Genomic DNA, 21,783 nt, shown 5'->3' with positions numbered 1-21,783 from the left:
CCCTGGTTGCACAGAGAATCAACGCAATAGTAAGTTTTTTTCGCAGCGGGCACGCGCAAGCTGGTCCGTGCAGCTTCCGCTTGGGGCAGCCGCTGCGGGATGTATGGCAACATCTCCCTGCCACGACCCGCCCGAGTCATTCCATGCGCATCACGCCTTTGCCTCCGCTGCCCTGCCTCGTCGCGTTCGAAGCCGCCGTGCGGCACGCCAGCTTCACGCGCGCGGCCGCCGAACTGCACCTCACGCAAAGCGCGATCAGCCGCCAGATCCAGCAGCTCGAAGAATTTCTCGGCCGCTCGCTGTTCGTGCGCGAGCACCGTTCGCTGCGCCTCACGATAGCGGGCGAGCAATATGCGGCGCAGGTGCAACGGCTCCTCACGCAATGCGCCGAAGCCACCTTCGACGTGATGAAGCACTATGGCGACCTCGAACTGACGATTGCCTGCTCGTCGGGCGTCGCGGTGCTGTGGCTCACGCCGCGCCTGCCGGCGTTCCGCAAGGCGTATCCCAACATCAAGCTGCGCCTGATCGTGCGCGACGGGCTCGCCTCGATGTCGCCCGCGGAGTTCGACGTTGGCGTCTACTACGTGCGCCAGCAGGCGCCCGCGCATTTCACCGCGCGCCGCCTTTTCAACGAAGAGGTGTTTCCCGTTTGCTCGCCGGGCTATCTCGCGGGCCGGGCGCTCGCGCCAGCCGACCTCGCGAACGAAACGCTGCTGCTCCTCGAAGACGGTCAGCGCCAATGGATGTCGTGGCCCGAATGGTTCGACCTGAACGGCGTGACGATGCCGAAGACGCCACAGGGCATCACGATCAACCACTATCCGCAACTCGTGCAACTGGCCATTCTCGGCCAGGGCGTGGCGCTCGGCTGGCGCTACATGATCGACGCGTGCATTGATGACGGTTTGCTCGTGCGCGTGGGCGAGAGTTCGGCGAGCCACGGTGGGGGCTATTACGTGATCTCGCCCAACGATCGCGCGCAGAACCAGGCGGCGCGCTTGTTCACGCGCTGGCTGTTCGAGCAGGCGGAGGCGCAGACAGGAGCGTGATGGTTCCGGCGCCTCACATGCGCCCAGCGCATGCATGCATGCGAATCTTTCGTTTCAGAAATTAATCGGGCTGTCATTAGCATGGGGAGCATGTGGGGGCTCCGGGCGCGTAGTGGTTGGCGCGCAGCTACGATTAATCTGACAAGGAAGAGACCATGCAAGGAACGCTTTCTCCTCGCGTCGCGCATGACGCCGTCGCGACGACCGCGCAGCAGCGCCGCCGCGCGATCATCGCGACGGTATTGGGCAACGGCCTCGAGTGGTTCGACTTCACGGTCTACAGCTTCTTCGCTGTCATCATCGCGAAGCTGTTCTTTCCGACTGGCAACGAGCTGACCTCCGTGCTGCTCACGGTGGCGACGTTCGGCGTGGGCTTTTTCATGCGGCCGGTGGGCGGCATCGTGCTCGGCATTTACGCCGACAAGGTGGGCCGCAAAGCCGCGCTCTCGCTCACCATCTTGCTGATGGCGTTCGGCACCGCGCTCATCGGACTCGCGCCCACCTACGAGCAAGCCGGCATCGCCGCACCGCTGCTGATCGTGCTTGCGCGCCTGCTGCAGGGGTTCTCGGCGGGCGGCGAGATGGGCGGGGCCACGGCGTTCCTCACCGAATACGCGCCGCCGGGCAAGCGTGCCTACTACTCGAGCTGGATCCAGTCGAGCATCGGCTTTGCCGTGCTGCTGGGCGCGGCCACGGGCACCTTCGTGACCTCGTCGCTCGACGCGCAATCGCTGCATAGCTGGGGCTGGCGTCTGCCGTTCCTGATCGGCATTCTCGTGGGCCCGGTGGGTTACTACATCCGCAGCCATATCGACGAAACGCCCGCGTTCAGCGCCGTGGAAGCGCAGGCGAAAGACAATTCACCCCTCAAGGAAGTGTTCGAGCGCTACCCGCGAGAGATCTTCGCGAGCTTTTCCATGGTCATTCTCTGGACGGTCTGCACCTACGTGCTGCTGTTCTACATGCCGACCTATTCGGTGCGCACGCTGCATCTGCCGCAGTCGACGGGCTTTTCCGCGGGCATGGTGGGCGGGCTGATGATCATGTGCTGCTCGCCGATCGTGGGCAAGCTGGCGGATGCGTGGGGCCGGCGCGTGTTCCTGAGCGGCGCCGCGTTCCTGATCCTCGTGCTGGCATGGCCGATGTTCGCGTGGATCAACCGCGCGCCCGGCTTCGCGTCGCTCATCGTGTTTCAGGCCGTATTCGGCGTGCTGATCGCCGCATACACCGGGCCGATTCTCGCTGCCTTCTCGGAGCTTTTCCCGACCAAGGTGCTCTCGACTGGGCTTTCGGTGGCCTACAACTTCGCGGTCACGATTTTCGGCGGCTTCGCGCCGTTCCTGATCACATGGCTCATCGCCCGCACGGGCAGCAACATGGCGCCCGCGCTCTATGTGATCGTTGCGGCCGCAATCAGCCTGGCTGGCACCTTCTTCGTGAAGGACATGCGGCGCGCGCACTGAACCACTCTATAAGGAATCCAGATAATGACCATCACGGTTCTCAAAGGCGGTAACGTACTCGATCTCGAACGTGGCGTACTGCTCGAACATCATCACGTCGTGATTGAAGATGAGCGCATCGTGGAAGTGACCGATCGTCCCATCGATTTGCCGAATGCAAACGTGGTGAACGTGCGTGGCAAGACGGTCATGCCGGGATTTATCGACTGTCACGTGCACGTGCTTGCCTCGAACGCGAATCTCGGCGCGAACGCCGTGCAGCCCAACATTCTTGCGGCCATTCGCTCGCTGCCGATTCTCGACGCCATGCTTTCGCGCGGCTTCACGAGCGTGCGCGACGCGGGCGGCGCCGACTGGAGCCTGATGCAGGCTGTGGAAACGGGACTCGTGCGCGGGCCGCGCATTTTCCCCTCGGGCAAGGCGCTCTCGCAAACGGGCGGGCATGGCGATTTCCGTCCTCGCGGCGACTTGCTCGAACCGTGCTCGTGCTGCTTCCGCACGGGCGCGATTGCGCGCGTCGTGGATGGTGTGGATGCCGTGCGCCTCGCCGTGCGCGAGGAGATTCAGAAAGGCGCCACGCAGATCAAGATCATGGCGTCGGGCGGCGTGGCATCGCCTACGGATCCCATCAATAATACACAGTACTCCGAAGATGAAATTCGCGCCATCGTGGCCGAGGCACAAGCGGCGAACACCTACGTGATGGCGCATGCCTACACGGGCCGTGCGATTGCGCGCGCGGTGCGCTGCGGCGTGCGCACGATCGAGCACGGTAATCTCGTGGACGAAGCGGCGGCTCAGGTGATGCGTGAGTTCGGCGCTTTCGTCGTGCCGACGCTCGTGACCTACGACGCGCTGGCGACGCATGGCGCGCAGTTCGGACTGCCGCCGGATTCGGTGGCGAAGGTCGCTTCCGTGCAGCAGAAGGGGCGCGAATCGCTGGAAATCTATGCGAAGGCTGGCGTGCAGATGGGCTTCGGGTCCGACCTGCTCGGAGAGATGCACGCATTCCAGACCGGCGAGTTCCGTATTCGCGCGGAAGTGCTCGGCAATCTGGAGGCGTTGCGCTCGGCTACGAGCGTTGCCGCGGAGATCGTGAACATGAAGGGCGAGCTGGGCGTGATCGCGGCGGGTGCGATTGCCGATGTGGTGGTGCTCGATGGGAATCCGCTTGACGATATTGACGTCGTGGCCGGTGAGGGCGAGCAGATCGAATATGTGCTGCAGCGGGGGAAGATTGTGAAGGCGCGGGCGAAGGGGTGATCGCGCCCAGCCCTCAGCACGCCAGCAGTCAGACGCGTACTCGCATTCAGCGGCGCACGAGCGCCACGACGTACACACACGGCGCGCTGCCCGGATTAGAAAACGCGCAGGCCGCAGGCGGCCCGAGCTGGAGGCAGTCGCCAGCTTCGAGCGTGTGAACCTGCTCGCCTTCCTCGAATACCAACGTCCCGGTGCGCACCCAGATCTGCTGATGCTGGAACGTGAACGCCGACGCCGGATACGCGACACGCACCCCGCCCGGCAACTCGATCTCCACCAGGTCGAGCATGCCGCCGTTGCGCGGCGAGACGGCCCGTCGCGTATAGCCGGTTTCGGGGTCTTGCCAGATCTGCTGATCGGCGGCGCGGCTCAAACGCTCGCCTGTTTGCTCGGCGAGCGCGAGCAGCATGGAAAGCTGCAGGCCAAAGGCGCCGGACAGCCGGCCGAGTACGGTCGCCGTAGGGCTCGCTTCGCCGCGCTCGATCTTGCTGATCATCGCCTTGGACACGCCAGAGCGCTCGGCCATGTCCGCGAGCGACCAGCCGCGCGATTCGCGCTCGATGCGCACGCGCGTGGAAATGGCGGAGGTGGGATCGGTGAGTGGTCGGTTCATGCCTGGAAGGTTGGCGTCGAGCGGGCGCGAGTCGATTATACGGGGCCAGTCGCAGCGCGCCGTTTAGCAGATCGAACGGCATTCGAGTTAACCCGGATTAAATCCCGGTTTCATTAGTATCCGTTCGTCTACTATAGTAGATGGCATCGAGCGCGCCGAAAAGGAGCCGACATGCCGCGTGAAATCCGTCTGAACGCTTTCGACATGAACTGCGTGGGCCACATTCAGCAAGGCTTGTGGACGCATCCACGCGACCAGTCGAGCCGCTATACGGAGCTGCACTACTGGACCGATTACGCGAAGAAGCTCGAACGGGGCCTGTTCGATGGCATCTTTTTCGCGGATGTCGTGGGCGTGTACGACGTCTACGGCGGCAATGCAAACGCCGCGCTGCGCGGCGCGGTGCAGGTGCCCGTAAACGACCCCACGCTCGTCATTCCCGCCATGGCCGCGGTCACGCAGCATCTGGGCTTTGGCGTGACGGCCAATCTCACCTATGAGCAGCCGTTTTTGTTCGCGCGGCGCATGTCCACGCTCGACCATCTCACGGGCGGGCGCATCGGCTGGAACATCGTGACGGGTTATCTCGACAGCGCGGCCCGCGCCATCGGCATGGACGGCCAGAACGCCCACGACGACCGCTACGATCTGGCCGATGAGTACATGTCGCTCGTGTACAAGCTCTGGGAAGGCAGCTGGGACGAGGACGCCGTTGTCAACGACCGCGCCGGCGGCATCTACGCCGATCCGGCGCGCGTGCGCATGATCCATCATCGCGGGCCGCAGTACAAGGTGGATGCGATGCACCTGTGCGCGCCGTCGCCGCAGCGCACGCCCGTGCTGTACCAGGCGGGATCGTCCACGCGCGGAAGGCGTTTTGCTGCGACGCACGCCGAGTGCGTGTTCATCAATGGTCAGAAGATGGAAGGCGTGAAAGAGATAGTCGGGGACATTCGGCGTCAGGCGGTGGAACTCGGGCGCGCGGCCGACGACGTGAAGGTCTTTCTTGGTGCAACGCTGATCGTCGGACGCACGGATAGCGAAGCGCGCGAGAAGTTCGAAGAGTACCGGCGCTATGCGAGTTCCGAAGCGGCGCTGGCGCACGCGGCGGCGTCGCTTGGCATCGACTTCGCGCGCTACGATCTCGATGAGCCGATCGAGACAGGCAAGAGCCAGGCGATCGTTTCCAACGTCGAAGCCATGACGCGCAGCGCCGGGCCGCAATGGACGCGCCGCAAGCTGCTCGAGCAGATGGTGCTCGGCAGCCGCCAGGCGCCGTGGGTGGGTTCTGCCGAGCGCATCGCGCACACCTTGATCGAGTGGAGCGAAACGGCTGGCGTGGATGGTTTCAATCTCTCGCGCACGGTGGTGCCGGAGTGCTTCGACGATGTGGTCGAACTGCTGGTGCCGGAACTGCAAACGCGCGGCGCGTACAAGAGCGCGTATCGTGAGGGCACCCTGCGCGAAAAGCTCTCCGGCGGCGCGCGCCTGCCGGCATCGCACACAGCAGCACAGTATCGCGGCGCGAGCGTCAACGACGCATGATAATCAGGAACTGAATTCCCGCTACGAGGAGACCGCGGCAAGCGGGCAAGAACATGGTAGACAAATCCCTCTTTCGCGACGCCATGGCAGGTCTTGGGGCCGCCGTGAACATCGTCACCACCGATGGCGATGCCGGGCGCGCCGGATGTACGGCGTCCGCCGTTTGCGGCGTGACGGACGAGCCGCCCACGCTGCTCGTCTGCATCAATCGCACGAGCCGCAACAACGCGATCCTGCGCGAGAACGGCCGGCTTTGCGTGAACGTACTGGCGGCAGACCAGCGCGAAGTGGCCACGCGCTTCGCCACGAAAGACATCGACATGGGCGAACGTTTCGCGCTCGGCGACTGGTATCGGCTCGAAACGGGCGCGCCGGCGCTGCGCGGCGCGGTGAGTTCGTTCGATTGCCACATCACGCGAACGACCGAAGTCGGCACGCACACGGTGTTCTTCTGCGAGATCAAGGCGGCGCGCATGGTGGGCGGGCGTGACGGGCTTATCTGGTTCGGCCGCGCGTTTCATCGCGTGCTCGCGCAGGCGCACGCGGCCGCGGCGGCCTGAGCGTCGTGCGCACGCCTTCTCAAGGCGCTACCGGTGCCCGTTCCTCAGACGAAACGGGGCCGCCGGGGCTTGGCGCGGCGCAACGCGGCAAGGCCGCATCGCTGGCGTTGCTGCTGCTTGCGCAGGTGGCGGCGATGGGCGTGTGGTTTTCGTCGAGCACCGTGGTGGCCGTCATCAAGCAGGCGCACGCCATTGCCGCGTTCGACGAAGCCCTGCTCACAAGCGCTGTGCAGTGCGGCTTCGTGGCAGGAACCATCACGTCCGCGCTGCTTTCGCTGCCCGACCGCTACGATCTGCGCCGGCTGCTCGCGGGTTCCGCGCTCGTGGCAGCCGTGGCTACCGCCGCGCTCGCGTTCCTGCCGCCGGTTGGTGGCGCGGTCGTCGCGCTGAGGTTCGTCACCGGCATGTGCATGGCGGGCGTCTATCCGGTCGGTATGCGGCTCGCGGCGACCTGGGCGAAGGGCGATCTCGGCCTCCTCGTTGGTCTGCTCGTCGGCGCGCTCACGCTCGGCTCGGCGAGCCCCCATTTGCTGGCCGCGACCGGCGGGCTCGATTGGCGCACTATCTATGGCGTCGCGGCGGCCTGCGCGGCGTGCGCTGCGGTGCTGATCGGCTTTGCGGGAATCGGGCCGAATATCCGGCGCGCAACGCGCATCGACTTCGCGAAGGTCACGCAGGCGTGGCGCCGGCCCGCCTTGCGGCTCGCCAATCTCGGCTATCTCGGCCACATGTGGGAGCTTTACGCGATGTGGGCGTGGCTCGCGCTGTTCCTCCAGCAAACCTTTATCGCGCGCGGCATGGTCAACGCCCGCACGCGCGCGGAATGGATGACCTTCAGCGTGATCGCGATCGGCGCGGCGGGCGCGTGGCTCGGCGGCGTGCTGGCGGACCGGGTAGGGCGCACGGCCGTCACGGTGGGTGCGATGGCGACGAGCGCAACGTGCGCGGCGCTAATGGGCTGGCTGGCTCACGCGCCGCTCGTCGTGATGGGGGCGGTCGCGCTCGTGTGGGGCGTCTCGGTGATCGCCGATTCCGCGCAGTTTTCGGCGAGCGTGGCCGAACTGGCCGATCCGGACTCGGTCGGCACGCTGCTCACCGCGCAGACCTGCGCGGGCTTTTTGCTCACGCTGGTGAGCATTCATCTCGTGCCGTACGTGGTGGCGTGGCTGGGATGGCGGGGCGGTTTCGGCATGCTGGCCGTGGGGCCGGCGCTCGGTTGCGTCGCGATGCTGCGCTTGCGCCGTCATCCCGATGCCGTGAAGCTTGCGGGCGGGCGGCGTTGAGCATCGAGCCCGCGCGTCGTTACGGTCTCAGTGCTAAAAACTCATGAATCGTTGCGCACGCATGCATCTCTGGCGCGCCGCGATGCTGCGAGAATCGGGCGAATTCGAATCCGGGCGTGGTTCCAGCGGATCCGCAAACCGTGGATCTTTTCACGGAGCCACGCCTACGGTACCTTTGCGCGGATACCCCATCTGTCTCGCGCAAGAGGAGCTTGTCACGCATGTCAGCAAGACTGAACGAATACCAGCAGCCCATTGGCGATCCTGTAACCGGCTGGCAGCCGCGCGAACGGCCCGCGCGCGTGACGATCGAGGGTCAGTTCTGCCGCATCGAGCCCATTGACCTCGACCGGCACGCCGCTGATCTCTATGAAGCCTACGGCACCGCGCTCGACGGGCGCGACTGGACCTATCTGTTCGCCGAGCCGTTCACCGACTTCGCGACGTTTCGCGAGTACCTCGCGAAAGCGGCCGCATCGGGCGACCCGTTCCATTACGCCGTGATCGACCGGGCGAGCGGCAAGGCCGTGGGCACGTTCGCGCTCATGCGCATCGAGCCGGTCCATGGCGTGATCGAAGTGGGCAGCGTGACGTTTTCGCCGCGCCTGAAGCAAACGCCGGTTTCGACCGAGGCGCAGTACCTGCTCATGCGCTACGTGTTCGACGACCTGGGCTACCGGCGCTACGAATGGAAATGCGACAGCCTCAACGCGCCTTCGCGCAAGACGGCGCTGCGTCTGGGCTTCCAGTTCGAGGGCATCTTCCGCCAGGCGATCGTGTACAAGGGCCGCAACCGCGACACCGCGTGGTTCGCCATCATCGACCAGGACTGGCCGCTCGTAAAAGCCGCGTTCGAGAAGTGGCTCTCTGCGGAGAACTTCGACGCCGACGGCAAGCAGCGCGCGTCGCTCTCGAGCCTCAGGGAAGCAGCGGCGTCCTGAATGTCCGGGGCGATCCTCATCCGCGACGTCACGCCCGCCGACCGCGACGCGTGGTTCCACCTTTGGGCCGGCTACAACGCGTTCTACGAAACGAACGTCGCGCCGCACATCAGCGAACGAACATGGCAGCGAGTGCTCGATGCGAACTCGCCGGTGTTTGCGCGTGTGGCGCAAGTCGAGGGAACGCTGGCGGGATTCAGCCTCTGCGTGCTGCATGAAGGCACATGGGTCGACGCGCCCATCTGCTATCTGGAAGATCTGTTCGTCGATCCCGGCTGCCGTCGGCGCGGCGTAGGCAAGCGGCTCATCGAAGACCTCATCGCGCGGGCGCGTTCGCGCGCGCGGTCGCGTCTCTACTGGCACACGCGCGAGGACAACCCCGCGCGCAAGCTCTACGACGAATTCGCGCAAGCCGACGATTTCGTGCGGTATCGGTTGCAGTTCTGAACGGCTTTCTGGATGTGTTCATGCCCGCGAGCTTGACTGGTTCTACTGGACGGGCGCAGGATTGCCGTTCCTGCGCCATGCTGTGCAGGTGAAGAACGTCTGGATACCCTAAGGCGACTGAGCACTTCGCAACAAGCAAGCGCCACAACAGCTTTGCATGGGGCATCACTAAGTGCTGCCGACAGGAGACAAAAAATGTTGAAGAACCTTGACCCGCTTCTGAACGCCGATGTCCTGCAAGCCCTGCGCGCAATGGGTCACGGCGACGAACTCGTCGTTTGCGACGCAAACTTTCCAGCCGACTCCGTTGCGCGCGCAACGGTGCTCGGCAAGCTCCTGCGCATCGACGGCGCAGATTCGCCTCGCGTCGTGCGTGCGATTCTCTCCGTGCTGCCGCTCGACACCTTTGTCGAAGCCCCGGCCATGCGCATGGAAGTGGTGGGCGAGCCCAACACGATCCCTGCGGTGCAGCACGAAGCGCAGGCCGAAGTCGACGCCGCGGAAGGCCGCTTGGTGCCGTTCGCGCCCATCGAGCGTCATGCGTTCTACGCGCGCGCCCGCAAAGCCTACTGCGTGATCGCCACGGGCGAAACGCGCGGCTACGGCTGCTTCGTATTCACCAAAGGCGTGCTGCTCGCGCCCGATGCGCCCCGCGCGAAGGAACCGGGCCAATGAACGGACGCGTCATCATCCTCGACAAATCTATGTGACCTACCTCGCGCGGCACTGCCCGTTTCTGCGTTCGCACTCAGTGATGCGCCGGACTGTGCCCGCCTGCCGATCTGGACTTGGCGAGCATGCGTTTTTCGCATGCTCCGCTCGACAATTAATCGTTTGTCGCGTCCCGATGCCGCACGGATACTGCCCTTTCTCATGAAGCGGCGGCAACGCCAAACCGGCAGCAATCCATGCGATCAGACCTCAATTTCATCAATGGGCAGTTCGTCGGCGCCGAAGGGCCGCACATCGCTGTCCATAACCCCGCAACCGGCGACGCGATCGGTCAGGTGAGCGCAGCGAGCGCCGCCGATGCCATTCGCGCGGTCGATGCGGCGAAGGCCGCGCAGCGCGCCTGGCGGAAGTTGCCCGCCGTCGAACGCGGCGCGATCCTGTACCGTTTTGCGGACGCGATCGTCGCGCGCGCGCCGAAGATCGGCGCGGCGCTCGCCGCTGAGTCGGGCAAGAGCGTCGCCGATGCAACCGCCGAGGCGCAGTACGCCGCCGAAATTTTGCGCTATCACGCTCAATGGGCGCGCCGCATCGAAGGCGAGGTGATTCCGAGCGACAGCGCGAACGAAAACCTCATTCTCATGCGCGAGCCGATCGGCGTGGTGGCGTGCCTGATTCCGTTCAACTTCCCGGTGTACACGTTGCTGCGCAAGGTCGCGCCGGCGCTCATCACGGGCAACGCGGTGGTCGTACGGCCAAGCAACAACACGCCGTGCTCGGCGTTTGAAGTCGCGCGCGCGGCGCAGGAAGCGGAACTGCCTGCGGGCATTTTCAACGTGCTGGCCATGGACCACGACACCGCGGCAGTGCTCTGCACGCATGCCGACGTCGGCATGATCACGCTTACGGGCAGCGTAAGCGCGGGCCGCAAGGTGCTCGATTACTGCAAGGAAAACATCGCGAAGCCGTCGCTGGAACTGGGCGGCAAGACGCCCGTCATCATCGAAGACGACGCCGATCTCGAAGCGGCCGCAACGGCCATCGTGCGCTCGAAGACCACGCATTGCGGCCAGCTTTGCACGGCGATCGAACGTGTGTACGTGCACGCCAGCGTGCATGACCGCTTCGTCGCACTGCTGCGCGAAAAGATGAGCGCCGTGCGCTTCGGCGACCGCGCCGAAGACGAAGCCCGTATGGGTCCGCTCGTGAGCGCCAACGCGCGTTCGGCGATTCACGCGATGGTCGAACGTGCGGTCGCAGAAGGCGCGAAGCTCGAAACGGGCGGTCATGTGCCCGAAGGCAAGGGGCATTTCTATCCGCCCACGCTGCTTACGCATTGCCGCCAGGACATGGAGATCGTGCAGGAGGAGATCTTCGGCCCGGTGCTGCCGGTGCTGTCCTACGAGACGCTCGACGACGCGCTGCGCATGGCCAACGATCACCAGTTCGGCCTTTCGTCGGTGCTCTTTACGGAGCGCTATCGCACGACCATGCGCGTGGCGAACGAGATCGAAGCGGGTGAACTGTACGTGAACCGCACGCCCGCCGATCCTTACCAGGGTTATCACGCCGGCTGGAAGCGCTCGGGTCTCGGTGGCGACGACGGCAAGCACGGCATGCTTGAATTCACGCAAACACGCCTTGTCGTGATGCCGTTTTGATTATTCGACATACTGATTAATCGCCGGAACGGCGCCCCTCGCAACGGGCGCCACAGATGAAGAAAAGAACGCCTCGCGCCGGCAACCGACCGCGCGCCGGCGTCAGGAGACAATCATGCAGAAGTCCATCGTAAAGCCCGATGCGGAGGCCAGCTTGACGCGCGCCGATACCGCATCGCTCGCGCCCACTGCTTCAGGCTCCATGCAGCGCTACGTGCAATTGCTGCTGCTCGTGCTCGCCGCGGGCGGCATCTATCCGCTGCTGTATCTGCGTCAGGTCTACCAGACCACGATGCTCGATGTCCTGCATATCGATAACGCACAGCTCGGCTATCTCTACTCGGTGCTCGGCATCGTGTTCTTCGTGTGCTATCTGCCGAGCGGCTGGCTCGCCGACCGTGTCGCGCCGCGTCTGTTGATCTGCTTCTCGCTGATCGGCACTGGGGCGCTGGGCCTTTGGTACTCCACGGCGCCGTCGTTCCATGCACTGCTCGTGATCTTTTGCTGCTGGGGCATCACCACCGGCCTCACGTTCTGGGCCTCGGTGCTCAAGCGCGTGCGCATGATCGCGGCGGCGAATGAACAGGGGCGGTTCTTCGGGCTGCTCGACGGCGGACGCGGGCTCGTCGAGGCACTGCTCGCCACCGCGGCGCTCGCGCTCTTCGCCGCCGCGACCGGTTCGGGACGCGGTGATGCGGCGGGCCTGCGTCACGTGATCTATCTGTACTCCTTCACGTGTATCGCGCTCGGCGCATTGATGAGCTTCTTCAAGGATCCCGCGCCCGCGCAGGCCGAAAGCAAGTCGGCCGAGGCGAATGCCAATGGTTCGCTTTGGCGCGATCTCGCGACGCTCGCTTCGATTCCGCAACTCTGGCTGATGGCGGCCGTGGTGTTCTGCGGCTATCAGATCTTCTGGGCGACCTACAGTTTCTCCGCGTATCTCCAGCAAGGCGAGATGCATATGAGCGTCGTGGCTGCGGGCATGGTCACCACCGCGAAGCTCTGGATGCGTCCCATCGGCGGCATTGGCGGCGGCTTTCTCGGCGACCGCCTCTCGAATCTCCGCGTGCTGATCTGGGCGCTGTTCCTCGCCGTCGCGGGTCTGATCGGCCTGATCCTGCTGCCCGCGCTGCGCAACATGGCGCTGCTCGGCGCGGTGGTGCTGTTCATCGGCCTCATGACGTACGCGATTCGCGGCCTCTACTGGACGCTGCTCGACTACTGTGCGATTCCCATGCGCATAACGGGCCTCGCCATTGGTCTCGTTTCGCTGATCGGCTATTCCTCGGACATCTTCCTGCCGCTCGTGAACGGCTATATCACCGAGCACTACGCAGGCATGCTCGGCTATCAGATCTATTTCGCCTATGTGGCCGCCATCGGCACGCTCGGCGGTATCGCTGCGCTCGTGCTCAAGCGCATGACCCACTCCAAACCTGCCTGAAACAGCCTGAACCATGAAAGTCGTTGCAATTGAAACGCACGTCGTTGCGGTGCCTCCTCCTCATCTCGGCGGCATGTACTGGATCTTCGTCACGTTGAAAACGGATTGTGGCATTGAGGGCGTGGGCGAAATCTACGCCGCCACGTTCCACCCCGACGTGATGGTGCCCGCAATCGAAGACGTCTTCACGCGCTACCTGCTCGACCACGACCCGCATCGTGTCGAGCGCCTGTTCCGCGAGGCGTACTCGAGCGGCTTCACGCAGCGCCCGGACCTCACGATGATGGGCATCGTGAGCGGCCTCGAAATGGCGTGCTGGGACATCATCGGCAAGGCGGCGGACAAGCCCGTGTACGCGCTGCTCGGCGGCATGGTGAATGAGCGTCTTCGTTCGTACACCTACCTGTACCCGAAGAACGCGAAAGGCGAATACGATTACGATGACCCGGACCTCGCCGCAGAATGCGCGGCCGAGAATGTGAAGCGCGGCTTCACCGCGGTCAAGTTCGACCCGGCGGGTCCGTATACGGCCTACTCGGGACACCAGCTCTCGCTCGAAGTGCTCGACCGCTGCGAAACGTTCTGCCGCAAGGTACGTGAAGCGGTTGGCAGCAAGGCCGACCTGCTGTTCGGCACGCACGGCCAGATGGTGCCTTCTTCGGCGATCCGGCTCGCGAAGCGGCTCGAAAAATACGACCCGCTGTGGTTCGAAGAGCCAGTGCCGCCGGGGCAGGAAGAGGCCGTCGCCAATGTCGCGAAGCACACGTCGATTCCCATTGCCACGGGCGAGCGCCTCACCACGAAATACGAATTCCACAAGCTCTTGCAGGCGGGCGGTGCGTCGATTCTGCAATTGAACGTTGCGCGCGTGGGCGGCCTGCTCGAAGCGAAGAAGATCGCCACCCTGGCGGAAGTGCATTACGCACAGATCGCGCCGCATCTCTACAACGGGCCCATTGGCGCGGCGGCGAGCATTCAGCTCGCGGCCTGCACGCCGAACTTCCTGATTCAGGAGAGCATCGGCACGTGGGATGGTTTCCACGCGCAAGTGCTCAAGCAGCCCATTCAGTGGGAAGACGGCTACATCATTCCCTCGAAGGCGCCCGGTCTCGGCGTCGAACTCAATATGGACGTCGTGCGCGCGCACTCGCCCTATACGGGCAAGCGTCTGCATCTGCAGATGGCGAGCCAGCCCGCCGACGTGCGCGACACCTCGCCTGCACGCGGCTGATCTGCCGGAGCACACAGATGAACTACGACTACATCATCGTCGGCGCCGGTTCGGCGGGTTGCATTCTCGCGGAACGGCTCTCCGCTTCCGGCCGTCATTCGGTGCTGCTGCTCGAAGCGGGCGGTCCTGACGATTCGTTCTGGTTCAAGATCCCGATCGGCTTCGCCAAGCTGTACTACAACAAGCAGTACAACTGGATGTATTACAGCGAGCCGGAGCCGGAGCTTGCCGGCCGGCAGATCTATGCGCCGCGCGGCAAGGTGCAGGGCGGCTCGGGCGCGATCAACGCGATGATCTACGTGCGCGGCGCCGCGCGCGACTACGACGACTGGGCCGCCGCGGGCAATGCGGGCTGGTCGTACCAGGAAGTGCTGCCGTACTTCCGCAAGCTCGAGTCGCATCCGCTGGGCGACACGCCCTGGCACGGCGCGAACGGCCCGGTGCGCATCACGCCGATGAAGGAGGGTGCGCATCCGGTCTGTCGTACCTTTGTCGAAGGCTGCACGCAGCTGGGCTACGAGCGCAACGACGACTTCAACGGCGCACGGCTCGAAGGCGTGGGCATCTACGATGTGAATACGCGCGACGGCAAGCGCGATTCGAGCAGCGTGGCCTATCTGCATCGCGCGGGGCCGCGCTCGAACCTGAAGATCGAGCATCATGCGCGCGCCACGCGTGTGCTGTTCGACGAGGGCAAGCAACGCGCCGTTGGCGTGGAGATCGTTCAGCAAGGCGTAAAGCGCACGTTCCAGGCGAATCGCGAAGTGATCGTCGCGGCTGGCGCGGTCGATTCGCCGAAGCTGCTGCAGCTTTCGGGCGTGGGCCCGCGCGCGCTGCTCGCGAAGCACGGCATCGAGGTGGTGCGCGAGCTGCCTGCGGTGGGGCAGAATCTGCAGGATCACCTGTGCGTGAGCTTCTACTACCGCTCGCGCGTGAAGACGCTCAACGACGCGTTCAGCAGCTGGACAGGCAAGCTCAAGTTCGGCCTGCAATATGTGTTCAAGCGTAAGGGACCGTTCTCGATGAGCGTGAACCAGTCGGGCGGTTTCTTCCGCACGACTCAGGACGAGGCGCATCCGAACATGCAGGTGTACTTCAATCCGCTGTCGTATCGGATTCCTAAGTCAAATCGGGCGCAGCTCACGCCCGAGCCGTACTCCGGGTTTCTCGTCTGCTTCAATCCGTGCCGGCCCACGAGCCGCGGCTCGGTGGAGATCGCCTCGGCGAACGTGGAAGACGCGCCGAAAATTCGCGGCAACTATCTCTCGACGCAGAAGGACCGCGACGAGGCGATCGCGGGCAGCCGCCTCGTGCGCAAGCTGATGACGGCGCGCGCGCTGCAGGCAATCACCGAAGCCGAGGTGACGCCTGCCGGTGAAGTGACCGACGACGCGAGCATGCTCAAGTTTTTCCGTGAGCAAAGCGGCTCGATCTATCACCTGTGCGGCACCTGCGCGATGGGGCCCGATCCGCGCACGGCGGTCGTGGACGCGCGTCTGCGCGTACATGGCATCGAAGGCTTGCGCGTAGTGGATGCATCAATCTTTCCAAATATCACATCGGGCAACACCAACGCGCCAACGATGATGGTCGCGGAAAAGGGCGCGGACCTGATTCTGGAAGACGCGGATCAGGCCATTGCCGCGAAGGCTGTCGCGCGGAGCCATCAGGGCATGGCGGCGATTTCGTCCTGAATCCATTGCCGGAAAAGCTTGAGCGGCTTCGAAGCCTTCTGTTCGGGCCGCACGACGAACCAGTATGACTGCCGGCCGTCCACGTGGATGTCGCGCACGGGCGCGAGCAGGCCGTGGGCCAGCTCGTGCTCGATCATGTGGCGGTCGGCCATCGTCACGCCAAGCCCTTCGATAGCCGCGCGGATTGCGTGATCGAGCAGGTCGAATTCGTAACCGCCCGAGGTGTCCACGTCCTCGATGCGCGCCGCGTCGAGCCAGTGCCGCCACGTGAGATAGCGCTGGTTGTCGCCCGCGAGCACGTGCAGCAAGGTTTGCTTCGTGAGGTCGATGGGACCTTGCGCGAGCAGTGCGGGCGCGCATACCGCAATGTGCGACTCGTGCATCAGCAGCGAGCTGTCGAGGCCTTCCCATTCGCCGTCGCCAAAGCGGATCGCGCAGTCCAGCGCCGTCGAATCGGCAAGGCTGTCCTGCAGATGCGTCGTGAGGCTAAGCTCGAGCTCAGGATGGCGCGCGCGCAGGCGCGTGAGGCGCGGCACGAGCCAGCGGCTCGCGAAGGTGGGCGGCGCGTTCACGCGCAGGCGGTTGAGGTCGCTCTTCTGCTGGATCGTGCGCACCGTCAATTCGATGCGGTCGAACGACTGCTGGAGCGTGCGCAGCAGCGCGCGCCCGGCGTCGGTCAGTTCGAGCCGGTGGTGATGGCGCTCGAGCAGCGCCTCCCCAAGCTGTTCCTCCAACTGACGCACCTGGCGGCTCACCGCGCTCTGCGTCACGTTCAGCTGCTCGGCGGCGCGGGTGAAGCTGCCGCTCGTGCCTGCCGCCTCGAACGCCTTCAGGGCGTTCAGCGCCGGCATCTTTCGCTTCAAGGTCGTCTCCTCGCTCCAGGCGCCATCTCGAAATGACGCCTCATGCAAACGACGCAGTATACCGGCCCGCACCGCCATTCAGGTGCCCCGCGCACGCGCAAGTGCGGCGAGCGCAAGGGTGACGACGAGTGCGAACACATAGAGGCCACCCGCCCCCAAAAGACGCATGAACAACGAAGCGACGGTAGGACCGGCTGCGCCGCCGAGCGAGAAAACGAGCAGCAGCGTCGCGCTCGTCTGCACGCGCCGGGCCTGATCGACCCGGTCGTTCACGTCGGAGACGATCACGCCGTACAGCGTGAAGGTGAGCGCGACATAGAGAAAGAGCAGCGTATCGACGAAAGCCGGCGCGCGCAGGATGGCGAGCGCCGCGGCCGCGAACGCGGAGACGAGCGAGATCAGGCCGAGCGTGGCGCGCCGCCCGAGGCGGTCGGAGAGCCGTCCCACGGGCCATTGCGAAAGCAGTGCCCCGATCAGCACAACGCCCATGGCGCGCGAAATGCTGCCGGCCGGATAACCGATGCGCGCGAGATACACCGGCGTGAGCGCATAAAACGCGCTGGAAAGCAGCCCCGCGCCAATGCAGGCCGGCACGCTTCGCGGCGCGACGCGGTGCAGTTCGCGCAGGCCGTCGAGCAGCAGCGTGGGGCGCTTGGGCGTGCCGAGCGCGGAAGCCGGTGGCGTGGCCGCAGGCAGTGGAGCTTCGCCCGATTGCCACTCGCCGATCAACGCCACCGGAATGAGCGCGGCCACGAACAAGCCATTCACCAGCGCGTGTTCGAAAATGCCGCCGGGCGCGCCAAGACCCAGCAGGAACTGCCCGGCGCTCACGCCGAGATATGTGAGCACGAGATAGAGCGCGAACGCACGCCCGCGCCGCTCGTTGGGCACGGCGCCATTCACGCCGCTTTCGATCGACGTGAATACGCCGACCATGCTGAAGCCGGTGATGAGCCGCAGCACGGCCCAAACATCAGGGGAATCGAAGGAGAGATAGCCGAGCGCCGCAAGCGCTGCGAGCGCGCCGAAGCCGATGAAGGCGCGCTGCGGCCCGATGCGCCCGACGATGGGCCCAAGTCCCAGCGCGCCCACGATGAAGCCGACGTAGTAGCACGATTGCACAAGACCGACGGCGAGCGCGGTGCGCTCGCCGTGCAGCATGCGCAGCGAGATCAGCGTCGTGAGGAGGCTGTTCCCGCAAACGAGGATCGTATAGCCGCCCAGCAGGCCGATGAGCGCCCGCATCTACGGCTTAGTGCGTGGTCCCGGCGCGGCGCTCGACGAAGCGCCGCACGTAGTCGTCGGCGGGGCGGTGCAGGATGTCGTCGGGGGTGCCGCACTGGATGAGGCGCCCGTCGCGCAGAATGGCGATCTGGTTGCCAATCCGCAGCGCTTCGTCGAGATCGTGCGTGATGAACACGATCGTCTTCTTGAGCGTGGCCTGGAGTTCGAGCAGCTGGTCCTGCATTTCGGTGCGGATGAGCGGATCGAGCGCCGAGAACGCTTCGTCCATCAGCAGCACGTCGGTGTTCGCGGCGAGCGCCCGGGCGAGGCCCACGCGCTGGCGCATGCCGCCCGAAAGCTCGTCGGGATAGTGGTCCGCATAACCCGAGAGGCCCACCTTGCCGAGCCATTCGCGCGCGCTCGCCTGTGCCGCCGCCTTCTTTTCGCCGCGCGTGGCAAGCGCATACGCGGCATTGTTGAGCACCGTCTGGTGAGGCAGGAGTCCGAAGCTTTGGAACACCATGCTCACGCCGTAACGCCGCAGATCGCGCAGGCCGTTGTCGGAGAGCTTCAGCACGTCCTTGCCGTCGATGAGGATCTCGCCCACGGTCGGCTCGATGAGCCGGTTGAAGTGACGCACCAGCGTGGACTTGCCCGAGCCCGAAAGGCCCATGATCACGAAGATCTGGCCCGAACCAATCGACAGGCTCACGTCGTTGAGCCCCACGTTGCAGCGCGTCTTTTCGAGGACCTCGGCCTTGCCCGCGCCGCCGCGCAGCAGGTCGAGCGCGCGCTGGCCCGCTTCGCGCGTGCCGAAGATCTTGTAGACGTTCTTGACTTCGATGCCGCTCATGATCATTACCTCATTGCATGCTCATTGCGTTTGCTGGACGCGCCGGCCGGGTTGCTTCCACGCATCGCCCATTGTGCCGGCGCTTTTGCCTTCGCGTTCGTTTTCTGGCTGGCTGGCTCGTCAGGTCGCGGCCTTGCCTGCTTGCGCGCTTTCGCTTTCCTGTTCGCGAACGCGGCGAAACGGAATGCGCGAGGGCTGCTTCGACTTGCGCGCGAGGCCACGTGTGCGCCGGCCCTGGCCATAGCCCTGGCTGATGCGGTCGATCACGATCGCGAGAATCACGATGGCGACGCCCGCCTGCGTGCCCTTGCCCACATCGAGCGTTTGAATGCCCGCGAGCACGTCTTCGCCGAGACCGCGCGAACCGATCATCGAGGCGATCACGACCATGGAAAGCGCCATCATCGTGGTCTGGTTGATACCGGCCATAATGCTCGGCCGCGCGAGCGGCAACTGCACGCCAAAGAGCAATTGCATGCGCGTGGTGCCGAACGCGCGCGCGGCCTCGACGATTTCCGCATCCACGTGGCGAATGCCGAGATCGGTCAAACGAATGAGCGGCGGCAGCGCATAGACGACCGTGGCCAGAATGGCGGGCACTTTGCCGAGGCCGAACAGCATGAGCACCGGAATGAGGTACACGAAGCTCGGCAGCGTTTGCATCACGTCGAGCACCGGCAGCAGCACGCGGCGCAGTCCGCTGCTCGAGGCGGCGAGGATGCCGAGCGGCACGCCGAGCACGACCGAGATGAGCGTGGCGACAACCATCAGCGCGAAGGTCTGCATGAGCTTGTCCCACAGGCCGAAGCAGCCGATCAGCCAGAGCAGGACGACGAACAGCAGCGCTACGCCAATGCGCCGCGACGCATGCCAGCCGAGCAAGCCCACGGCGGCGAGTACGACGACGGGCGGTGTTGCGCGCAGCAGGCTTTCGAGCGGCACGAGCAGGTCGCGCAGCATGAGCACGCTGAAGTTGTGGAACGCGTCGCCGTAGCGCTGCACGAACGCGGTGACCTGGTCGTTGACCCAGTCGGCGATCGAGAGGTGAAGAAAGGGAGATCCCATGGTGAGCCTCATTCTGCGTGTGTCATGTGATGCGTAACGTCGTGCGGCCGGAGTCGTGGCTTACGTGCGCAGGCCAGCCTGCACGCGCGCCGCGACTTCCGGCGTGACCCATTGCTTCCAGATTTCCGGATGCTGCTCGAAGAACGTGCGCGCGACAGTGGAGGCGTCGAGCTTCTTGTCGTGCATTTGCTGGACCAGTTGCTCGTCGAGCGCGAGCGGCACGCTGACCTTGCCGAAGAACGCAACGGCGTCTGGTTCGGCATCGTAGAACGGCGTGGAGACCGCGACCTTCAGATGCGACACCTTGAACGCGGAAGCGCACGGCGTGCCCTTGGGATCGGCGATGGTGTTCCAGCAGGCGTCGGAATACGGCGCGCTTTCCAGTTGCACGAAGCGGTACTTCGCCATCAGGCCGGCGGGCTGCCAGTAATAGAAGAGAATGGGCTTGCCGCGCTCGTAGGCGGAGGCAATGGCCGCGTCGAGCGCGCCGCCGGTGCCGGGGCGGAAGTTCGTGTAGTCGTCGCCGAGCTTGTAGGCCGTGAGCAGTCGGTTGTTGAAGCGCTCGCAATCCCAGCCCGCAGGGCAGTTGTAGAAGCGGCCCTTGCCGGGTTCCTCGTCGTCGGTGAAGAGGGATTTGTACTGCGGCAGTTGCGCGACCGAGCGCAGTTGCGGCGCCATGGGCTTGATGCCGCGCTTTGCGTCGCCGTTGATCACGTAGTCGGGGACGTACCAGCCTTCCTTGTCGCCGCCGGGAATCAATTCGCCCACGAGCTTCACGCTCCCATCCTGCAAGCCGCGCGCGACGATGGGGCTGCGGCCCGTCCAGTGCTCGGCCCACACCTGGAGATCGTTTTTCGTGAGTGCGGTTTCGGTGGCGGCCGTGGCGCCTGGCACGACTTCGGTCTTGCAGCCGTAACCTTTCTCCAGCACGGTGCGCACCATTTCGGTCATCAGTGCGCCGCTTTCCCAGGTGATTTGCGCGAGCTTCACGGTTTTCCCCGCCTGGCACCAGCCGGGGGCGGCAAAACTGCTCGTGGCCGCGCAGGTCAGCGCGAGGGCGGCGGCAATACGCACGCCTGCCAGCGTGATACGTCTCATGTCGTCTCCAGTTTTATATGCACGGGCCGTGCTTTCGAATCAATTCGACCAGAGTCTAGCCGCGGCATTTCGGGTTGCGAAAGCCACGAATAGTCATCGATGCATTACCTGATCTCATGCCACTTTCATCACGCGAATGACGCATGCGCGAGCGATGACTGCGCGTCATGCCCCCATGAGATTTCATAGCTTTTGGGCGCTTGTGGCGTGTGCTGGAATGCGTCTGGCCAGATTCGAACCCATGACACAGGAGACGGAGTCAAACATGGAAAACCTGCAAGTCTATATCGGCGAAGGTTTCGCCGGACCAGGCGTAAACGCTGCCCACATCAACATCATGATCGGCCCGCGCAATGGCCCCGTGGGGCAGGCGTTTACGAACAGCTTGTCGTCGCCTTCGCAAGGCCACGTGCCGTTCATGGTGGTGGCGCAGCCGAACGTGCCGGTCAAGCCCGCGACGCTCTATGTGAACAAAGCCGACATTCGCGGCGACCTGCACGGCAACGCCACGTGGGGCGCGTCGCAAGCGGCCATCGCGAAGGCGGTGACGGAAGCGATGCTCGACGGCACGCTGCCGCCGCAAGCGGAGAACGAATGGTGCATCGTCACGGCGAACTGGGTGAACTGGTCGTGCGACGACCTCGACGCCGTGTACGAGAACAATTACGTGGCCTGCAAAACGGCCATCCGCGCCGCGATGAACGGTCTTCCCAAGCTCGACGACATTGCGAAGATCAAGGATCAGATCAGCAATCCTTTCTATACGCCGAAGGCCAAGGCGGCTTGAGCCGCGCGAATCGTTACAGGTGACTAC

20 protein-coding genes are annotated in these 21,783 nt (G+C 64.7%); 14 read left to right on the top strand and 6 right to left on the bottom strand.

The annotated features are described in order from the left end of the window. Positions 1–143: 143 nt before the first annotated feature. The 3 genes from L0U83_RS28295 to L0U83_RS28285 all read left to right on the top strand — a co-directional run bounded on the left by L0U83_RS28295 (position 144) and on the right by L0U83_RS28285 (position 3,778). Positions 144–1,052, top strand: a complete 909-nt coding sequence (locus L0U83_RS28295) for a LysR substrate-binding domain-containing protein (protein WP_233887450.1) — start codon at positions 144–146, stop codon at positions 1,050–1,052. A gap of 155 nt (positions 1,053–1,207) precedes the next feature. Beyond that, entirely contained in the window at positions 1,208–2,515 is a 1,308-nt protein-coding gene (locus L0U83_RS28290) for an MFS transporter (protein WP_233887449.1), read from the top strand. 24 nt (positions 2,516–2,539) lie between these two features. Continuing rightward, a complete protein-coding gene (locus tag L0U83_RS28285) occupies positions 2,540–3,778 on the top strand; it encodes a metal-dependent hydrolase family protein (protein WP_233887448.1) in 1,239 nt (412 codons plus the stop codon). A gap of 46 nt (positions 3,779–3,824) precedes the next feature. On the opposite strand, the gene L0U83_RS28280 is transcribed toward L0U83_RS28285, so the two are convergent. Further along, entirely contained in the window at positions 3,825–4,391 is a 567-nt protein-coding gene (locus tag L0U83_RS28280) for a helix-turn-helix domain-containing protein (RefSeq protein ID WP_233887447.1), read from the bottom strand. A gap of 171 nt (positions 4,392–4,562) precedes the next feature. Between L0U83_RS28280 and L0U83_RS28275 the strand changes: the two genes are divergently transcribed. The 10 genes from L0U83_RS28275 to L0U83_RS28230 all read left to right on the top strand — a co-directional run bounded on the left by L0U83_RS28275 (position 4,563) and on the right by L0U83_RS28230 (position 15,866). Then, a complete protein-coding gene (locus tag L0U83_RS28275; protein WP_233887446.1) occupies positions 4,563–5,936 on the top strand; it encodes an LLM class flavin-dependent oxidoreductase in 1,374 nt (457 codons plus the stop codon). Positions 5,937–5,989: 53 nt separating this feature from the next. After that, positions 5,990–6,496 (top strand): flavin reductase, encoded by a 507-nt coding sequence (locus L0U83_RS28270; RefSeq protein ID WP_233887445.1) that lies wholly within the window; start codon positions 5,990–5,992, stop codon positions 6,494–6,496. 5 nt (positions 6,497–6,501) lie between these two features. Beyond that, positions 6,502–7,779, top strand: coding sequence for an MFS transporter (locus L0U83_RS28265; protein ID WP_233887444.1), 1,278 nt, complete (start codon positions 6,502–6,504; stop codon positions 7,777–7,779). A gap of 221 nt (positions 7,780–8,000) precedes the next feature. Next, positions 8,001–8,720 (top strand): GNAT family N-acetyltransferase, encoded by a 720-nt coding sequence (locus L0U83_RS28260; RefSeq protein ID WP_233887443.1) that lies wholly within the window; start codon positions 8,001–8,003, stop codon positions 8,718–8,720. After that, positions 8,721–9,167: a GNAT family N-acetyltransferase gene (locus L0U83_RS28255; RefSeq protein WP_233887442.1), complete on the top strand. Its 447-nt coding sequence runs from the start codon at positions 8,721–8,723 to the stop codon at positions 9,165–9,167. Between the two features lie 195 nt (positions 9,168–9,362). Continuing rightward, on the top strand, positions 9,363–9,842 hold the full coding sequence (locus L0U83_RS28250; protein ID WP_233887441.1) for an RbsD/FucU family protein: 480 nt from the start codon (positions 9,363–9,365) through the stop codon (positions 9,840–9,842). A 233-nt stretch (positions 9,843–10,075) separates the two neighbouring features. Further along, positions 10,076–11,497, top strand: a complete 1,422-nt coding sequence (gene aldA / locus L0U83_RS28245) for an aldehyde dehydrogenase (protein ID WP_233887440.1) — start codon at positions 10,076–10,078, stop codon at positions 11,495–11,497. Between the two features lie 115 nt (positions 11,498–11,612). Then, complete coding sequence (locus L0U83_RS28240) at positions 11,613–12,941, top strand: MFS transporter (protein WP_373321121.1); 1,329 nt, start codon at positions 11,613–11,615, stop codon at positions 12,939–12,941. A 13-nt stretch (positions 12,942–12,954) separates the two neighbouring features. After that, positions 12,955–14,172 (top strand): mandelate racemase/muconate lactonizing enzyme family protein, encoded by a 1,218-nt coding sequence (locus tag L0U83_RS28235; protein ID WP_233887439.1) that lies wholly within the window; start codon positions 12,955–12,957, stop codon positions 14,170–14,172. A gap of 17 nt (positions 14,173–14,189) precedes the next feature. Continuing rightward, a complete protein-coding gene (locus L0U83_RS28230; protein WP_233887438.1) occupies positions 14,190–15,866 on the top strand; it encodes a GMC family oxidoreductase in 1,677 nt (558 codons plus the stop codon). Here the strand turns inward: L0U83_RS28230 and L0U83_RS28225 are convergent. From L0U83_RS28225 to L0U83_RS28205, 5 genes are all read right to left on the bottom strand, one after another. Next, complete coding sequence (locus L0U83_RS28225; RefSeq protein WP_233887915.1) at positions 15,839–16,717, bottom strand: LysR substrate-binding domain-containing protein; 879 nt, start codon at positions 16,715–16,717, stop codon at positions 15,839–15,841. The two genes, L0U83_RS28230 and L0U83_RS28225, sit on opposite strands and share 28 nt — an antisense overlap. A 90-nt stretch (positions 16,718–16,807) precedes the next feature. Next, positions 16,808–17,974 carry an MFS transporter gene (locus tag L0U83_RS28220; RefSeq protein ID WP_233887437.1) on the bottom strand — a complete coding sequence of 389 codons (1,167 nt, stop codon included), beginning with the start codon at positions 17,972–17,974 and terminating at the stop codon, positions 16,808–16,810. Positions 17,975–17,981: 7 nt separating this feature from the next. Beyond that, positions 17,982–18,806 (bottom strand): quaternary amine ABC transporter ATP-binding protein, encoded by an 825-nt coding sequence (locus tag L0U83_RS28215; protein WP_233887436.1) that lies wholly within the window; start codon positions 18,804–18,806, stop codon positions 17,982–17,984. Between the two features lie 120 nt (positions 18,807–18,926). Further along, the gene (locus tag L0U83_RS28210) at positions 18,927–19,871 is read right to left on the bottom strand and encodes an ABC transporter permease (protein WP_233887435.1); all 945 of its coding nucleotides are present in this window, start codon (positions 19,869–19,871) and stop codon (positions 18,927–18,929) included. Positions 19,872–19,931: 60 nt separating this feature from the next. Next, entirely contained in the window at positions 19,932–20,969 is a 1,038-nt protein-coding gene (locus tag L0U83_RS28205; protein ID WP_233887434.1) for an ABC transporter substrate-binding protein, read from the bottom strand. A 265-nt stretch (positions 20,970–21,234) separates the two neighbouring features. Here L0U83_RS28205 and fae point away from each other — a divergent pair, with 265 nt between their 5' ends. Next, positions 21,235–21,756 (top strand): formaldehyde-activating enzyme, encoded by a 522-nt coding sequence (gene fae, locus L0U83_RS28200; protein ID WP_233887433.1) that lies wholly within the window; start codon positions 21,235–21,237, stop codon positions 21,754–21,756. The last annotated feature ends 27 nt before the right edge of the window (positions 21,757–21,783 follow it).

The organism is Paraburkholderia flagellata (assembly GCF_021390645.1).
GTDB lineage: Bacteria > Pseudomonadota > Gammaproteobacteria > Burkholderiales > Burkholderiaceae > Paraburkholderia > Paraburkholderia flagellata.
Note: the sequence above shows the minus strand (reverse complement) of the source record. Positions and strands in the feature narration are given on the sequence as shown.

Excerpts from the sequence above, each read along its gene's own strand:
- L0U83_RS28295 (WP_233887450.1), top strand. The coding sequence starts at position 144 with ATGCGCATCACGCCTTTGCCTCCGCTGCCCTGCCTCGTCGCGTTCGAA.
- L0U83_RS28290 (WP_233887449.1), top strand. The coding sequence starts at position 1,208 with ATGCAAGGAACGCTTTCTCCTCGCGTCGCGCATGACGCCGTCGCGACG.
- L0U83_RS28285 (WP_233887448.1), top strand. The coding sequence starts at position 2,540 with ATGACCATCACGGTTCTCAAAGGCGGTAACGTACTCGATCTCGAACGT.
- L0U83_RS28280 (WP_233887447.1), bottom strand. The coding sequence starts at position 4,391 with ATGAACCGACCACTCACCGATCCCACCTCCGCCATTTCCACGCGCGTG.
- L0U83_RS28275 (WP_233887446.1), top strand. The coding sequence starts at position 4,563 with ATGCCGCGTGAAATCCGTCTGAACGCTTTCGACATGAACTGCGTGGGC.
- L0U83_RS28270 (WP_233887445.1), top strand. The coding sequence starts at position 5,990 with ATGGTAGACAAATCCCTCTTTCGCGACGCCATGGCAGGTCTTGGGGCC.
- L0U83_RS28260 (WP_233887443.1), top strand. The coding sequence starts at position 8,001 with ATGTCAGCAAGACTGAACGAATACCAGCAGCCCATTGGCGATCCTGTA.
- L0U83_RS28255 (WP_233887442.1), top strand. The coding sequence starts at position 8,721 with ATGTCCGGGGCGATCCTCATCCGCGACGTCACGCCCGCCGACCGCGAC.
- L0U83_RS28250 (WP_233887441.1), top strand. The coding sequence starts at position 9,363 with ATGTTGAAGAACCTTGACCCGCTTCTGAACGCCGATGTCCTGCAAGCC.
- aldA (WP_233887440.1), top strand. The coding sequence starts at position 10,076 with ATGCGATCAGACCTCAATTTCATCAATGGGCAGTTCGTCGGCGCCGAA.
- L0U83_RS28240 (WP_373321121.1), top strand. The coding sequence starts at position 11,613 with ATGCAGAAGTCCATCGTAAAGCCCGATGCGGAGGCCAGCTTGACGCGC.
- L0U83_RS28235 (WP_233887439.1), top strand. The coding sequence starts at position 12,955 with ATGAAAGTCGTTGCAATTGAAACGCACGTCGTTGCGGTGCCTCCTCCT.
- L0U83_RS28230 (WP_233887438.1), top strand. The coding sequence starts at position 14,190 with ATGAACTACGACTACATCATCGTCGGCGCCGGTTCGGCGGGTTGCATT.
- L0U83_RS28225 (WP_233887915.1), bottom strand. The coding sequence starts at position 16,717 with ATGCCGGCGCTGAACGCCCTGAAGGCGTTCGAGGCGGCAGGCACGAGC.
- L0U83_RS28220 (WP_233887437.1), bottom strand. The coding sequence starts at position 17,974 with ATGCGGGCGCTCATCGGCCTGCTGGGCGGCTATACGATCCTCGTTTGC.
- L0U83_RS28215 (WP_233887436.1), bottom strand. The coding sequence starts at position 18,806 with ATGAGCGGCATCGAAGTCAAGAACGTCTACAAGATCTTCGGCACGCGC.
- L0U83_RS28210 (WP_233887435.1), bottom strand. The coding sequence starts at position 19,871 with ATGGGATCTCCCTTTCTTCACCTCTCGATCGCCGACTGGGTCAACGAC.
- L0U83_RS28205 (WP_233887434.1), bottom strand. The coding sequence starts at position 20,969 with ATGAGACGTATCACGCTGGCAGGCGTGCGTATTGCCGCCGCCCTCGCG.
- fae (WP_233887433.1), top strand. The coding sequence starts at position 21,235 with ATGGAAAACCTGCAAGTCTATATCGGCGAAGGTTTCGCCGGACCAGGC.